Source organism: Streptomyces sp. SAT1 (assembly GCF_001654495.1).
In the GTDB taxonomy this organism is placed as follows: domain Bacteria; phylum Actinomycetota; class Actinomycetes; order Streptomycetales; family Streptomycetaceae; genus Streptomyces; species Streptomyces andamanensis.
Map to the genome: position 1 here is coordinate 1054163 of NZ_CP015849.1, position 15838 is coordinate 1070000.

General features: G+C 69.1%; 12 protein-coding genes, 2 rRNA genes and 1 riboswitch (1 of these 15 only partly in view). Of the genes, 1 reads left to right on the top strand and 13 read right to left on the bottom strand.

The features are described from left to right. Positions 1-29 precede the first annotated feature (29 nt). Complete coding sequence (gene gcvP / locus A8713_RS04575; RefSeq protein WP_064531539.1) at positions 30-2915, bottom strand: aminomethyl-transferring glycine dehydrogenase; 2886 nt, start codon at positions 2913-2915, stop codon at positions 30-32. A 176-nt stretch (positions 2916-3091) separates the two neighbouring features. Beyond that, a riboswitch (glycine riboswitch) is annotated at positions 3092-3186 on the bottom strand. 113 nt (positions 3187-3299) lie between these two features. Between gcvP and A8713_RS04580 the strand changes: the two genes are divergently transcribed. Next, complete coding sequence (locus A8713_RS04580) at positions 3300-3677, top strand: PRC-barrel domain-containing protein (protein WP_064531540.1); 378 nt, start codon at positions 3300-3302, stop codon at positions 3675-3677. A gap of 240 nt (positions 3678-3917) precedes the next feature. On the opposite strand, the gene A8713_RS04585 is transcribed toward A8713_RS04580, so the two are convergent. From A8713_RS04585 to A8713_RS04640, 12 genes are all read right to left on the bottom strand, one after another. Beyond that, positions 3918-5387, bottom strand: a complete 1470-nt coding sequence (locus A8713_RS04585; RefSeq protein ID WP_064531541.1) for a DNA polymerase IV — start codon at positions 5385-5387, stop codon at positions 3918-3920. Positions 5388-5501: 114 nt separating this feature from the next. Then, positions 5502-6146, bottom strand: coding sequence for a MerR family transcriptional regulator (locus tag A8713_RS04590; protein ID WP_079158837.1), 645 nt, complete (start codon positions 6144-6146; stop codon positions 5502-5504). A 198-nt stretch (positions 6147-6344) separates the two neighbouring features. Then, the gene (locus A8713_RS04595; RefSeq protein WP_026253112.1) at positions 6345-6818 is read right to left on the bottom strand and encodes a bifunctional nuclease family protein; all 474 of its coding nucleotides are present in this window, start codon (positions 6816-6818) and stop codon (positions 6345-6347) included. 89 nt (positions 6819-6907) lie between these two features. Beyond that, on the bottom strand, positions 6908-7645 hold the full coding sequence (gene ftsR, locus A8713_RS04600; RefSeq protein WP_064531542.1) for a transcriptional regulator FtsR: 738 nt from the start codon (positions 7643-7645) through the stop codon (positions 6908-6910). 38 nt (positions 7646-7683) lie between these two features. Next, positions 7684-8640, bottom strand: coding sequence for an FHA domain-containing protein (locus tag A8713_RS31925; protein WP_079158838.1), 957 nt, complete (start codon positions 8638-8640; stop codon positions 7684-7686). A gap of 61 nt (positions 8641-8701) precedes the next feature. Then, positions 8702-9535 (bottom strand): DUF881 domain-containing protein, encoded by an 834-nt coding sequence (locus A8713_RS04610; protein WP_064531544.1) that lies wholly within the window; start codon positions 9533-9535, stop codon positions 8702-8704. A gap of 5 nt (positions 9536-9540) precedes the next feature. Next, positions 9541-9873, bottom strand: coding sequence for a small basic family protein (locus A8713_RS04615; RefSeq protein WP_006134295.1), 333 nt, complete (start codon positions 9871-9873; stop codon positions 9541-9543). Then, complete coding sequence (locus A8713_RS04620; protein ID WP_107440582.1) at positions 9870-10790, bottom strand: DUF881 domain-containing protein; 921 nt, start codon at positions 10788-10790, stop codon at positions 9870-9872. The genes A8713_RS04615 and A8713_RS04620 overlap by 4 nt, the downstream gene beginning before the upstream one ends. Before the next feature lie 144 nt (positions 10791-10934). Further along, complete coding sequence (locus A8713_RS04625) at positions 10935-13430, bottom strand: mannose-1-phosphate guanyltransferase (protein WP_064531546.1); 2496 nt, start codon at positions 13428-13430, stop codon at positions 10935-10937. A gap of 116 nt (positions 13431-13546) precedes the next feature. Beyond that, positions 13547-14155: a CDP-alcohol phosphatidyltransferase family protein gene (locus tag A8713_RS04630; RefSeq protein ID WP_018571207.1), complete on the bottom strand. Its 609-nt coding sequence runs from the start codon at positions 14153-14155 to the stop codon at positions 13547-13549. 107 nt (positions 14156-14262) lie between these two features. Next, positions 14263-14379, bottom strand: a 5S ribosomal RNA gene (rrf, locus tag A8713_RS04635). A gap of 88 nt (positions 14380-14467) precedes the next feature. Further along, positions 14468-15838 (bottom strand): 23S ribosomal RNA (locus tag A8713_RS04640); it runs 1750 nt beyond the window's last position.

Below are 15838 nucleotides of genomic sequence, written 5' to 3' on the forward strand. Positions count from 1 at the left end.
GCGGGGCCCCTCGTGGACGTACCGTCCGCTCAGTCCTCGTACGCGTCCAGCGGCGGGCAGGAGCAGACCAGGTTGCGGTCGCCGAACGCCTGGTCGATCCGGCGCACCGGCGGCCAGTACTTGTCGGCCGTGGAGACACCGGCCGGGAAGACGGCCTCCTCGCGGCTGTAGGCGTGCTCCCACTCGCCGCCGAGCGCGGCGGCGGTGTGCGGGGCGTTGCACAGCGGGTTGTCGTCGGCGGGCCAGGCGCCCGAGCCGACCTTGTCGATCTCGGCCCGGATCGCGATCATCGTGTCGCAGAACCGGTCCAGCTCGGCCAGGTCCTCGGACTCGGTCGGCTCGATCATCAGCGTCCCGGCCACCGGGAACGACATCGTCGGCGCGTGGAAGCCGTAGTCGATCAGCCGCTTGGCGACGTCGTCCACGCTGACACCGGTCGCCTTGGTCAGCGGACGCAGGTCGATGATGCACTCGTGGGCGACCAGACCGCCGGGGCCGGTGTAGAGCACCGGGAAGTGCGGCTCCAGGCGCTTGGCGATGTAGTTGGCGGACAGCACGGCCACCTGCGTGGCGCGCTTGAGGCCCTCGCCGCCCATCAGCCGGACGTACGCCCAGGAGATGGGCAGGATGCCCGCCGAGCCCCAGGGCGCGGCGGAGACCGGTCCCACGCCCGTCTCCGGGCCCGCGGCGGGCTGGAGCGGGTGGTTGGGCAGGTACGGCGCGAGGTGCGCGCGTACGGCGACCGGGCCGACGCCGGGACCGCCGCCGCCGTGCGGGATGCAGAACGTCTTGTGCAGGTTCAGGTGCGAGACGTCGCCGCCGAAGTGGCCCGGCTTGGCGAGGCCGACCAGGGCGTTGAGGTTGGCGCCGTCGACGTAGACCTGGCCGCCGGCCTCGTGGACCTGGGCGCAGATGTCCGCGACGTGCTCCTCGAACACACCGTGCGTGGACGGGTAGGTGATCATCAGCACGGCGAGCTGCTCGCGGTGCTGCTCGATCTTGGCGCGCAGGTCGTCGACGTCGACCTCGCCGTCCTCGGCGGTCTTCACCACGACGACCTTCATCCCGGCCATCACCGCGCTGGCGGCGTTGGTGCCGTGCGCGGAGGACGGGATGAGGCAGACGGTGCGCTGCTCGTCGCCGTTGGCGCGGTGGTAGCCGCGCACGGCGAGCAGACCGGCCAGCTCGCCCTGCGATCCGGCGTTCGGCTGGAGGGAGACCTTGTCGTAGCCGGTGACCTCGGCGAGCCGGTCCTCCAGCTCGCGGATGAGGGTGAGGTAGCCCTGCGCCTGCTCGGCGGGGACGAAGGGGTGCAGCTGGCCGAACTCGGGCCAGGTGACCGGCTCCATCTCGGTGGTCGCGTTGAGCTTCATGGTGCAGGAGCCCAGCGGGATCATGCCCCGGTCCAGCGCGTAGTCGCGGTCGGCGAGCTTGCGCAGGTAGCGCAGCATCGCCGTCTCGGAGCGGTGCTGGCTGAAGACGGGGTGGGTGAGGTAGGCGTCGGTGCGCAGCAGGTCCTGGGACAGGACCTGGCCGGCGGCGGCGTCCAGCGCGTCGATGTCGCCGGTGGCGCCGAAGGCCGACCACACGGTCCGCAGCTGGGCGCGCGTCGTGGTCTCGTCGCAGGCGATCGAGACGTGGTCGGCGTCGACGAGGCGGAGGTTCACGCCGCCCTCGCGCGCGGCGGCGACGATCTCGGCGGCGCGGCCCTCTGCGCGGACCGTCAGCGTGTCGAAGTACGCCCCGTGGACGACGGTGGCGCCGCCCGCCTTCAGGCCCTCGGCGAGGACGGCGGCGTAGCGGTGGGTGCGCAGCGCTATGTCCTTCAGGCCCTCGGGCCCGTGGTAGACGGCGTACATGCCGGCCATGACGGCGAGCAGCACCTGCGCGGTGCAGATGTTGCTGGTGGCCTTCTCGCGGCGGATGTGCTGCTCGCGGGTCTGGAGGGCGAGGCGGTACGCCTTGTTGCCGTCGGCGTCCACGGAGACACCGACCAGGCGGCCGGGCAGGCTGCGGGCGAACTGCTCGCGCACCGCCATGTAACCGGCGTGCGGTCCGCCGAAGCCCATCGGCACGCCGAAGCGCTGCGTGGTGCCCACGGCGATGTCCGCGCCCAGCTCGCCGGGGGACTTCAGCAGGGTGAGAGCGAGCAGGTCGGCAGCGACGGTGACCAGGGCGCCCAGCGCGTGCGCCTGGTCGATGACGGGCTTGAGGTCGCGGACGGCACCGGAGGCGCCGGGATACTGGAGGAGGACGCCGTTGATGTCACGCTCGGCGAGCGCCGCGGGGATGCCGTCGCTCAGGTCGGCGACGACGACCTCGGCACCGGCCGGCTCGGCGCGGGTCTCGATGACGGCGATGGTCTGCGGCAGCGTGTCCGCGTCGACCAGGAAGAGGCCCTTCTTGTTCTTGCCCATGCGCCGGGACAGCGCCAGCGCCTCGGCGGCGGCGGTGCCCTCGTCGAGCAAGGAGGCGCCGGAGGTCGGCAGACCGGTGAGGTCGGCGACCACGGTCTGGAAGTTCAGCAGCGCCTCCAGGCGGCCCTGCGAGATCTCCGGCTGGTACGGGGTGTACGCCGTGTACCAGGACGGGTTCTCCATGACGTTGCGCAGGATGACCGGCGGGGTGAACGTCCCGTAGTAGCCGAGTCCGATCATCGAGCCGAGGACCTGATTGCGGTCGGCGAGGGAGCGCAGCTCGGCCAGCACCTCGGCCTCGGTGCGGGCACCGGGCAGGTCCAGGGTGTCGGCGTTCTTGATCACGTCCGGCACGGCGGCGGCGGTGAGTTCGTCGAGCGAGCCGTAGCCGACCTGCGCGAGCATCTTGGCCCGCGCCTCCTGGTCGGGCCCGATGTGGCGCTGCTCGAAGGGGATGCCCTGTTCGAGCTCGGAGAGCGGAATGCGCTGGGCGGTCATTGCGGAGGCCTCCTGGTCTGACGCGACCTTCGAGGGACACCACGGCGCGGGTGTCCCGACGGCCTCCCCCTCTGTCATCTCAACCTGAGAGCTTCACCGGGTCGTCTGCGGGCGCCCGGCTTTCACCGTCGGTGAGAGCGGACGCCGTCGACACCCGCTCTGCTTTCCAGAGTGACCTCGTCCGTGCGGTACGTGGGCCTGAGAGATTCCGGGGAGGATTTGCTCCTTCGGCGCCTCCGGTGTTGCTGGAGGACTCTCCCGCACGGGGTCAGCAGCCGCTGCCAGGGTACCAGCGGGCCGGGAGCCCGAGCCTTCGAGTGGCCGCCCCGCCGAATGTGCTCTTTTGTAGTGCTTACGGATGAGTTGCGACCCTGTGGAGGGACCGTGCTGACCGAGATCGATCCGCGCAACCTGATCGGCCGCAAGGCGTTCGACCGCAACGGCCACAAGATCGGCACGGTGGACGAGGTCTACCTCGACGACGCGACCGGTGTGCCCGAGTGGGCGGCCATACGCACCGGCCTGTTCTCCCGGGACGCCTTCGTGCCCCTGGAGCCCAGCGAACTGGTCGAGGGCGCCCTGCGCATCCCCTTCGACCGCGCCCTGATCAAGGAGGCGCCGGACTTCGGCGTCGGCCGCCACCTCTCCCCGGAGCAGGAACTCCAGCTCTACCACCACTACGGCCTCGACGTGACACCTCCGGTCGCTCCCCCGGACCGCGACTTCGGCAAGCTGGCGGGCTCCGGCACGGAGGAGCCCTGAGCAAGCCCCGGCCCGCACCCCCTCTCCGCACCCCCTCTCCGCACCTCCCTCCCGCACTCACCGGCTCCCTGCCCTCCCCGTCCTCTTTGTCCTTCCCGCGCCCGGCCCCGGTCGCGGTCGCGGTCGCGTACGGCCCGGTTCCCGTCCTGCCGGCTTCACCCACCCCGGCACCGGGCCGCACCGACCGCACCGCCGGCCTGGCCCTGCCACGCACCACACCACACCACACCGCACTGCTGCTCATCCGACGCCCAGCGCGGTCCCGCCCCCGGGGGCGCCCGCGGCGCCCGTCGTGCCCGGGGCACCCGCAGTTCCGGTTCCGGGGGTGGCCGCCGTATCGGCCTCGGCCTCGGCCGCCGGTTCCGTCGCCTCCGCCGGTCTTCGCCGTACCAGCGGCAGCGGATCCGCCGGTTCCAGAGCCGGGTCGTCCACGCGGAAGGTCCTGATCCGCCCCGGCGCCGACTGCGGTGTCTCGAAGCGGACCGTGACCCTGCCGACGCCGCTGCCCTGCACCCAGCCGTGTCCGTGCTCGCTGTGCCGTACGTCGTGCCCCGCGGACCAGTGCCGCTCGGCGGGCTCCGCCGGTTCCGGTGCCGGTTCGTCCACGGGCTCCGCCTCGGGACTCTCCGCCGCCCCGCCGGCCGCCTGGGCGAACAGATCCTCCTGGGTGTAGTCGGCGAGCCCGGACACGCCCACACCGAGCAGCCGCACTCCGCCGGTGGTGTCCACCGAGTCCAGCAGCCGGGCGGCTGCCTCCCGCACCACCGCGGGGTCGTCGGTGGGCCCGCGCAGCGTCTCCGACCGGGTCAGCGTGGAGAAGTCGTACCGCCGCACCTTGAGCACGATGGTCCGGCCCGACAGCCCGGCCCCGCGCAGCCGCCCCACACAGCGGTCGGCCAGCCGCTGCACCTCCAGGCCCACCCGCAGCCGGTCGTGGATGTCGATGTCGTAGGTGTCCTCCACCGAAACCGACTTCGTCTCCCGCTCGGCGACCACCGGCCGCTCGTCGTGGGCCAGCGCCATCGCGTACAGCGCGTGCCCGTGCGCCTTGCCCAGCAGGCGCACCAGCTCGTCCTCGCCCGCCTCGGCGAGCTCGTCGACGGTGTGGATCCCGGCTCGGCGCAGATGGTCCCCCGTCGCCGGTCCCACGCCCGGCAGCGTCCGCACCGACAGGGGGCCGAGGAGGGCGCGCTCCGTGCCCGGTTCGATGAGGACGAGACCGTCCGGCTTGGCCCGCTCGGAGGCGATCTTGGCGAGCATCTTGGAGGCGGCCAGGCCGACCGAGCCCGTCAGCCCCGTGACGGCCCGGATGTCGGCCCGCAGCCGCGCTCCCGCCAGCCGGGCCGATTCCCCGTCCGAGGCCGCTCCCCCGGCCTCCAGGTCCACGAACGCCTCGTCCAGGCTCAGCGGCTCCACCAGCGGGGACAGTGCCCGCAGCAGCCCCATCACCTGCTCGCTGATCGACCGGTAGAAGCCGAAGCGCGGCACCAGATACGCGGCGTTCGGTGCCAGGCGGCGCGCCTGGGCCATCGGCATCGCGGAGTGGACGCCGAAGACCCGCGCCTCGTACGACGCGGTGGCCACCACACCGCGCGGGCCCAGGCCGCCCACCACGACCGCCTTCCCGCGCAGGCTCGGCTTGGACGCCTGCTCCGCCTGGGCGAAGAAGGCATCCATGTCGAGATGCAGGATCGTCGGCGCGCTTCTCACATCTCCGATGCTGCACCACGCCACTGACAATGCCCCCGGCGCGGCGCACGACGCGCGCTCACGCGGCCGTCCGCGACCGGGATCCGGCCCGCCGCCGAGCGGGCCCGCGGGCGGTCAGACCGCCCGGTTGCGGCGTCTGGCCAGCTCGTCCCCGGGGTTGTGGCCGACCAGGGTCTCACCGGTGTCGACACGCTCGCCGTGCAGCTGCGACAGGGCGCTCTCCACATCGCGCCACACCACTCCGACGGCGATGCCGAAGATGCCCTGGCCGCCCTGGAGCAGGGCGTGCACCTCGTCGGGCGAGGTGCACTCGTAGACCGTCGCGCCGTCGCTCATCAGCGTCATGCGCTCCAGGTCGCTGAACCCCTGCCGGCGCAGGTGCTGCACGGCGGTCCGGATGTTCTGCAACGAGACACCGGTGTCCAGGAACCTCTTGACGATCTTCAGGACGACGACGTCACGGAAGCTGTACAGCCGCTGGGTGCCGGACCCGTGGGCCGGGCGCACGCTCGGTTCGACCAGGCCGGTGCGGGCCCAGTAGTCCAGTTGCCGGTAGGTGATGCCGGCCGCCGCACAGGCCGTCGGGCCCCGGTAGCCGATTTCCTCGGACGCCATGGACGCCGCCCCTTTGCCGCTCGGCACGGCCGCCGGCCGCTGCGGAGCCTGGTCGGCCGCGCTGTCGTGAAGCCGGTACGGACCGCTTCCCCCGACGTCGATCCCGGGGGCACCCCCAGCCGTACCGTCGCCGCTGCTTCTCACGCCGACCTCCGTCCTTGACCTGCCTCCTCGACGGTAGGCAGTCACCACGGGTGCGTCAACGATCGCCACACTCGGCACGCCGAGTGATAATCACCCTAAGAGTGGTTTCCCGTGCCCCACCGCGGGGAAAGGCTAGCCGAATGCCCTCGTGAGGGGCTCAAGGGCACCCCGGCCGACCGCCGGCACTTGCGGCTGTTCTCACTGGCTGCTGGTGCCGAAGTCCTCCGGCGAGATCTGGTCGAGGAACTCGCGGAACTTCTCCACCTCGTCCTCCTGCTCGTCCGGGATCGCGATGCCCGCGTCGTCGAGCACCGTGTCACTGCCGTAGATCGGCGTACCGGTGCGCAGCGCGAGCGCTATGGCGTCGGACGGGCGGGCGCTCACCTCCACTCCGCTGGCGAAGACCAGCTCGGCGTAGAAGACGCCCTCGCGCAGATCCGTGATGCGTACTTCCGTCAGCTCCTGGCCCACGGCTTCCAGCACGTCCTTGAACAGATCGTGGGTCAGCGGACGCGCGGGGGCCATGCCCTGCTGCGCGAAGGCGATCGCCGTCGCCTCCCCGGGGCCGATCCAGATGGGGAGGTAGCGGTCGCCTCCCACTTCACGCAGGAGCACGATCGGTTGGTTGGAGGGCATTTCGACCCGGACACCTACGACATCGAGCTCGTTCACACAGCAACCCTAGGCCGTGCCCGGGACGTTTGGGTAGTCGGGCCGGGAACGGAAGGCCGATCCGGCCGCCGGACGGCCGCCCGGCACCCTCAGGGCAGCCGCACCCCGAGCGCGGTCTGCACCAGCGCCGAGTGCAGCCTGACCGTGAGCGCGGCCAGCTCCTTCGTACGGTCCTCGGCGTGCACCCTGGTCTGCGGGTTGCGGTGCCGTCTGAGCGGAGCCACCACCTGGTCGACGAGCCCGGCCTCCCGGTCCGCTGCGGCCTTCATCACCCGCAGATGACGGGGTTCGATGCCGAAACGCCCCAGCTCGCGGATGAGCGAGGCGACGGTGACGGTCTCGGCGTCGTAGGTGCCGTCCTCCAGTGGGGTGACGAGCCCGTACGACTCCCACTCCTGGAGGTCCCGGTCCTCGATCTCCGCGGCGGCCAGCAGCCCGGCCCGGCCGATCCGGGCCGCGGCCGGTGCCTCGGTCCGCCGCGGGACCGCCTCACCGCCGCGCTGCCGGCCGAGCACCGGCAGCTGCACCGCCTCGCCCCGCTCCACCGCGTCCAGATACTCGCGGATCACCTTCAGCGGCAGATAGTGGTCCCGCTGCATCCGCAGGACCCGGGCGAGGCGCTCGACGTCGTCCGCGCTGAACTTGCGGTACCCCGAGGGGGTGCGCCGGGGCTCCACCAGGCCCTCCGCCTCCAGGAAGCGGATCTTGGAGATGGTGACCTCGGGGAACTCCTCGCGCAGCGCGTTCAGCACCGTGCCGATGCTCATCAGCCCACTGTCCGCGGCGGTGGTGCCGTGCCCGGCACCACCGCTCGGTGTATGAAGCATGGACCTTCCCTGGGTTCCCCGGACGGCGTCCGGGGAGGTCAGTAGCCCTGCCGGCTCGAGTAGAAGACCAGCCGGTACTTGCCGATCTGCACCTCGTCGCCGTTGGACAACGGGACCTCGTCGATCCGCTCCCGGTTCACATACGTGCCGTTCAGGCTGCCGACGTCGGCCACCGTGAACGAGCCGTCCTGGACGCGGCGGAACTCCACATGGCGACGCGAGACCGTCACGTCGTCGAGGAAGATGTCGCTCTGCGGATGGCGGCCGGCCGTGGTCAGCTCGCCGTCCAGGAGGAAGCGGCTGCCCGAGTTCGGGCCGCGGCGCACCACCAGCAGGGCGGAGCCGAGCGGCAGCGCGTCGACGGCGGCCTGCGCCTCGGGCGAGAGCATCGGCGTCTGGCCGGTGGCCTCCGCGTCGTAGGCCTCCAGACCGGAGATGGAGATCGTGGACGTCGTCTCCGACGCACGCTCCGGCACCGCCCCGGGCCTCAGCGGCGCGCCGCAGTTGGAACAGAAGCGGCTGTTCTCCGCATTGCGGTTACCGCACCTCGTACACACCAGGGCCGACATGGACGGATCCTCCTGCCGCGGCTGCCCCGCCGGGGAATGGGACGCGTACGGGTCGGCGGCAAACCCTCCACCCGCACCTGAGGTTGACGGTTGGCCGAAACCTATGCCGCCGGCCTGGGCAGGGTCAACCGACGGCGCGCCGTGGCCACCGGAAAAGTCACCGCCCTGACCGGCGACCTGGTCCCTGAACAGCGGGCGCTGGCCCTCCGCCGCGCCGGGCTGTGCGCGATGGCGGGCGGTCGCGTTCTCGCCGCCCTCTCGCGCGCTCTTGCCGAACAACTTCGCAAACAACTTCACGGGCGATTCCCCTTGACCGAAACAGACCCGCCCGTGGGGCAGGACGAACCCTGACGTCGTACACCGGTCGACCCGGACATCCTCACAACGTCCGTATCCACCAGACAGTTTCCACCACGCACCACCCAATCGGTGCGCCGACCCCCCGCAACCTCATGCCCCTGCCGGACGACGGCCATGCACCCCCGGTTCACTGCGAGGACGACCGAGCGTAGTCAGGCAGCTTCGCTGCTCGCAAGGCGTCCACGACGATCTTGTCCGAACGCTCGACGGACACGGTGGCCTGCTCCTTCTCCAGGGTCTGCACCACGCCTCCGGGGATGTTGAGCGCCGGCTCCAGGTCCTGCGGCTTGCCGATGACCTGGAAACGAAACGGCGTATTGATCTTGTTCCCGTCGACGTCCACGCTCTTGCCGGAGTCCGTCAGATAGGTGCCCGCCACCACGCGCACGCCGTTGACCTCGATGGCCTCCGCACCGGCGGCGCGCAGCTCCTGTATCGCGTCGAGCAGCATGTCGGCCTGGACCGTCCCCTTCGTGTCCTCGATGGTCATCGTGATACCGGGCCCCTGCGCGGCCACCGTGCCCGCCAGGATGCCCAGTTGCCGTTCCTTCTCCTCGGTCTGCTTGCGGGCCTCCTCGGCCTGGTCCGAGCTGTTCTCCAGCTCCTGGCGCTGCTTCTCGAGGCCCTGCTTCTCGTCCTCAAGACGCTGAGTACGGTCGTCCAGTTCATCGAGGATGCGTACAAGATCTTCTTGCCGGGCGCCGCGCAGGGCGTTGTCGCTGTCGCTGTTGGACGCGACCTGGATGGCGAGGCCGAAGCCCAGCCCGAACAGCAGTACGGCGACGACGAGTTGGGCCCGGGTGAACCGCGGCGGCCACAGCCCCTGCGCCAGCCGCTGCCGGCCGGTGAGCGAGGGCGCCGGCGCTTCGTGGTCCGGATCGGCGCCGGGGGCCTGGGCCGGCACCTCCGCGGGCAGTTCCTTGCGCAGCCGGTTCTCCGGCGCCTGGTCCCGGTCGTTCATCGCGCTCACGCCCGGAAGACGTGGCGCCGGATGGCCGCGGCGTTGGAGAAGATCCGGATGCCGAGGACGACCACGACCCCCGTGGACAGCTGGGCACCCACGCCCAACTTGTCGCCCAGGAACACGATCAGCGCGGCCACGACCACGTTCGACAGGAACGACACCACGAAGACCTTGTCGTCGAAGATGCCGTCCAGCATGGCCCGCAGCCCGCCGAAGACGGCGTCCAGCGCCGCCACCACGGCGATCGGCAGATACGGCTCGACGACCGCCGGAACCTCGGGCCGGACCAACAGGCCGGCCACCACTCCCACGATGAGGCCCAGTACGGCGATCACGATGTGCCCTTCCCAGTCTTGTTCTGCTCTGCGGTCGGCCGCGCGGTGCGTACGATCACACTCGGTGCCGCGGGCAGCCGGAGGTCACTCTCCACGGAGATACCGGTCCGGATGCCGTAGTTGTCCTGCAGCGCGTTCAGGTACAGCCCGTCCGGACTGTCCTGGAACCTGCTGCTCAGCCGCTGCCCGTCCCCCACCGCGAGCACCGTGTACGGCGGCACCAGCGGCCTGTTGTCGACCAGTATGGCGTCACCCGCCGCCCGGATCGCGGACAGGGCGGTCAGCCGCTGCCCGTTGACGGAGACGGCCTCGGCCCCCGACTGCCACAGCCCGTTGACGACGCGCTGCATGTCCCGGTCGCGCACCCGTCCGGTGTCGGAGAAGCCGGACGTCTCGCGCGGTTTGCCGGAGCCCCCCGAACCGGCTTCCTTCGCGTCGTTCACGACGAGCTTCACCCCGGGGCCGTGCACCTCGGTCGCGCCCGCCAGGATCCCGGCCAGGTCCGCCTGCGCGTTGCCGCCGCTGTGGCTGAGCGCCTGCCGCTGGCGCGCGTTCACGTCGTCGCGGAGCTGGTCGACGCCGTCCTCCAGCTTGTCCGCCGCCGCCGTCTCGCGGTCGATGCGGTCGATCAGCTCCTGGCGCTCCTTGGCGACCACGGGCGCCGCCACGCGCGCCTGTGCCGCTCCCACGGTGACGACGAGCGCCGCGAGCACCAGACCGGCGGCCAGTCCCAGCCGCGCGCGGAGCGTCTTGGGCAGCCCGCCCTCACCGGCGGCCTTCTTCCGTGCGGCGGCCTCGGCGTAACCGTCGTCGAGGCTGTGGTCCATGACGTTGGTGATCAACGACATGGAGGCATCAGGACGGGAGGGCCGCGGGGGTGTGCTCCGAATGGGGGGTCGCTGCGGCATGCCGCACATCGTCGCACGCCTGGGGCGATACCTCCGAACGGCCCCCACCGGCGTGCCGGACAGGCTCCCCCGGGCTCACTCGTCCTGCACGCGCGCGCGTGCAGGGCGTCCGGCGGGACCGGTGCCCGCGCGGGGCGGGCACCGGCGGCCGGTCTACCGTCCGGCGCTGTCGACGACCGCCGACCACTCGTCGAGCAGGGCCTGCGCGGAGGCGTCGTCGGGACCCTCGGCCCACAGATGGGTGACCGCCTCGGCCGGGTCGGGCAGCACCATCACCCAGCGGCCGTCGGTCTCCACGACCCGCACCCCGTCCGTCGTGTCCACGAAGCGCTCCCCGGCCGCCTCGACGACGCGGCGCATGACCAGGCCCTTGACGGCCCACGGCGTGGCCAGATCCCGCTTGAGGACATGGGCCCGCGGGATCCGCGCGTCGATCTGGCTGAGGGTCAGCTGCGTGCGCGCCACCAGACCGATGAGCCGTACGAAAGCGGCCGTGCCGTCATAGACGCTGCTGAACTCCGGGACGATGAATCCGCCCTTGCCGTCACCGCCGAAGATCGTCCCCTCCTCGCCGCCGACCCGGGTGAGGTCGTCCGGCGACGTGGTCGTCCACTCCACCTGCGTCCCGTGGTACGCGGCGACCTGCTCGGCGATACGGGTCGTGGTGACCGGCAGCGCCACCCGGCCGCTGCGCCGCTCGGCGGCGACGAGGTCCAGCATGACCAGCAGCGCCCGGTCGTCCTCGATGATCCGGCCCTTCTCGTCGACGAGCGACAGCCGCTCGCCCACCGGGTCGAACCGCACGCCGAACGCGGCCCCGGAGGACGCCACGATCTCGCCGAGCCGCACCAGGCCGGCCCGGCGCATCTCCTCGGTCTCCGTCGGCCGGGACTCGTCCAGGCCGGGGTTGATGGTCAGCGAGTCCACCCCGAGCTTGCCGAGCAGGCTCGGCAGGACCAGGCCGGCACTGCCGTTGGAGGCGTCCACGACCACCTTGAGGCCCGCCTCGGCGATCCCGGTCGTGTCCACGTTGCGCAGCAGTGAACCGGTGTACGAGTCGAAGACGCTGGAGGGGAAGTACAGGTCGCCGATCTCGCCGGGGAACGCCCGCCGGTACTCCTGCCGCGCGAAGACCCGGTCCAGCTTCCGCTGGCTGCCCTGCGACAGGTCGGCGCCCTGCCCGTCGAAGAACATGATGTCGACCGAGTCCGGCACCCCGGGCGACGTACGGATCATGATGCCGCCGGCGCTGCCGCGCGCGGTCTGCTGCCGGGCGACGGGCAGCGGTACGTTCTCCAGGTCCCGTACGTCGATGGCGCTGGCCTGGAGCGCGGAGATGACGGCCCGCTTCAGGGCACGCGCACCGCGGGAGTGGTCGCGGGCGGTGGTGACCGTGGAGCCCTTCTTCAGGGTCGTCGCATACGCTCCCGCGAGCCGTACGGCGAGTTCCGGGGTGATCTCCACATTCAGGATGCCGGAGACGCCACGGGCGCCGAAGAGGTGCGCCTGGCCCCGCGACTCCCAGATGACCGAGGTGTTGACGAAGGCGCCCGCCTCGATGGTCTTGAACGGGTACACCCGCACATTGCCCTGCACGATCGATTCTTCGCCGATCAGGCACTCGTCGCCGATGACCGCGCCGTCCTCGATGCGCGCGGCCCGCATGATGTCGGTGTTCTTGCCCACGACACAGCCGCGCAGGTTGCTGTGCTGCCCTATGTACACGTTGTCGTGCACGACGGCCTTGTGCAGGAAGGCACCGCTCTTGACGACGACGTTCGACCCGACGACGGTGTGCTCGCGGATCTCCGCGCCGGCCTCCACCTTGGCGTAGTCACCGATGTACAGCGGACCGCGCAGCTCGGCGTCGGGATGCACCTCGGCGCCTTCCGCGACCCAGACGCCCGGCGAGATCTCGAAGCCGTCGATGTCGACGTCCACCTTGCCTTCGAGGACATCGGCCTGGGCCTTCACGTAGCTCTCGTGGGTGCCCACGTCCTCCCAGTAGCCCTCGGCGATATAGCCGTAGATGGGCTTGCCTTCCTTCATCAGCTGCGGGAAGACATCGCCGGACCAGTCGACGGGGACATCGGCCTCCACGTAGTTGAAGACCTCGGGCTCCATCACATAGATGCCCGTGTTCACGGTGTCGGAGAAGACCTGACCCCAGGTCGGCTTCTCCAGGAAGCGCTCGACCTGGCCCTCTTCGTCGACGATGGTGATGCCGAATTCCAGGGGGTTGGGAACGCGTGTAAGACACACGGTCACCATCGCGCCCTTTTCCTTGTGGAACCGGATCAGGTCGGTGAGGTCGAAGTCGGTCAGCGCGTCGCCGGAGATGACGAGGAAGGCGTCGTCCTTCAACGCCTCCTCGGCGTTCTTGACGCTTCCCGCGGTACCGAGTGGCTTCTCCTCATTGGCATAGGTGAGCTCCATGCCGAGCTCTTCACCATCACCGAAATAGTTCTTGACCAGCGAAGCCAGGAACTGGACTGTGACGACGGTCTCATTCAGCCCATGCCTTTTGAGCAGCCGCAGAACGTGCTCCATGATCGGCCGGTTGGCCACCGGCAGGAGCGGCTTGGGCATGCTCGAGGTCATCGGGCGAAGGCGTGTGCCTTCGCCTCCGGCCATCACGACGGCCTTCATGTCGGAAGCGTCCTCCTCCAAGAGATGACGATCTAGCCGACTTCACCCGTCCTGATTGTCCCGCACTTTTCCGAAGCGGGCCATCGGAGCCACCGCGGCTGCCCGAATAGGCGAGCTCAGTCGGCCATGGCGTCCGCACGGACAAGACGGCGGACTTGCACCACGTAGAGGACTCCTGCCCACCAATAGAGGGTTGTACCCCATCCGGCGAACGCCCATCCGAAAATAGCAGCGAGTGACGAGATCCATCCGCTTCCGTCACTGAGGAGAAGCAACGGGAAGGCGTACATCAAGTTGAACGTCGCTGCCTTCCCCAGGAAGTTCACCTGCGGCGGCGGGTAGCCGTGACGCCTGAGGACCGCCACCGCCACCAACAACATCAATTCCCGGGCGAGCAGCGCGGCGGTCAGCCAGACCGGCAGAATCTCGCGCCAGGTCAGCCCGACGAGCGTGGAAAGGACGTAGAGCCGGTCGGCGGCGGGGTCGAGAAGCCGGCCGAGGTTGCTGATCTGGTTCCAGCGCCGCGCGAGTTTGCCGTCCAGATAGTCGCTGATGCCGCTCAGCGCCAGGACCAGCAAGGCCCAGCCATCACTCTTGGGGCCGCCGAACTCCGGCCTGAGGATCAACCACAGGAACAGCGGTACGCCGACGAGCCTCGCCATGCTGAGGATGTTGGGGATGGTGAGGACCCGGTCTGTCTGGACACGGGTCTCCTGGACCTCCACCCGGGGGCCTCCTGGGAAAAAGTGCCTACGATGCCCCCTGACCCTACCTCAACGCAAAAAAGCTCTGGCTCTTGGGCTGTTGCCCAAGAGCCAGAGCTCTAAAAGGAGTTCGGCGGTGTCCTACTCTCCCACAGGGTCCCCCCTGCAGTACCATCGGCGCTGTAAGGCTTAGCTTCCGGGTTCGGAATGTAACCGGGCGTTTCCCTCACGCTATGACCACCGAAACACTATGAAACAATCAACCGCACCACACCGTGACCTGGCATGGGGTTGTTCGTGGTTTCAGAACCAACACAGTGGACGCGAGCAACTGAGGACAAGCCCTCGGCCTATTAGTACCGGTCACCTCCACACGTTACCGTGCTTCCAGATCCGGCCTATCAACCCAGTCGTCTACTGGGAGCCTTACCCCATCAAGTGGGTGGGAGTCCTCATCTCGAAGCAGGCTTCCCGCTTAGATGCTTTCAGCGGTTATCCCTCCCGAACGTAGCCAACCAGCCATGCCCTTGGCAGAACAACTGGCACACCAGAGGTTCGTCCGTCCCGGTCCTCTCGTACTAGGGACAGCCCTTCTCAAGACTCCTACGCGCACAGCGGATAGGGACCGAACTGTCTCACGACGTTCTAAACCCAGCTCGCGTACCGCTTTAATGGGCGAACAGCCCAACCCTTGGGACCGACTCCAGCCCCAGGATGCGACGAGCCGACATCGAGGTGCCAAACCATCCCGTCGATATGGACTCTTGGGGAAGATCAGCCTGTTATCCCCGGGGTACCTTTTATCCGTTGAGCGACGGCGCTTCCACAAGCCACCGCCGGATCACTAGTCCCGACTTTCGTCCCTGCTCGACCCGTCGGTCTCACAGTCAAGCTCCCTTGTGCACTTACACTCAACACCTGATTACCAACCAGGCTGAGGGAACCTTTGGGCGCCTCCGTTACCCTTTAGGAGGCAACCGCCCCAGTTAAACTACCCATCAGACACTGTCCCTGATCCGGATCACGGACCCAGGTTAGACATCCAGCACGACCAGACTGGTATTTCAACGACGACTCCACACACACTGGCGTGCACGCTTCAAAGTCTCCCAGCTATCCTACACAAGCCGAACCGAACACCAATATCAAACTGTAGTAAAGGTCCCGGGGTCTTTCCGTCCTGCTGCGCGAAACGAGCATCTTTACTCGTAGTGCAATTTCACCGGGCCTATGGTTGAGACAGTCGAGAAGTCGTTACGCCATTCGTGCAGGTCGGAACTTACCCGACAAGGAATTTCGCTACCTTAGGATGGTTATAGTTACCACCGCCGTTTACTGGCGCTTAAGTTCTCAGCTTCGCCCCACCGAAATGGAGCTAACCGGTCCCCTTAACGTTCCAGCACCGGGCAGGCGTCAGTCCGTATACATCGCCTTACGGCTTCGCACGGACCTGTGTTTTTAGTAAACAGTCGCTTCTCGCTGGTCTCTGCGGCCACCCCCAGCTCAGACCGTAAAGATCCTCACCAGACGTGGCCCCCCTTCTCCCGAAGTTACGGGGGCATTTTGCCGAGTTCCTTAACCATAGTTCACCCGAACGCCTCGGTATTCTCTACCTGACCACCTGAGTCGGTTTAGGGTACGGGCCGCCATGAAACTCGCTAGAGGCTTTTCTCGACAGCATAGGATCATCCACTTCACCACAAT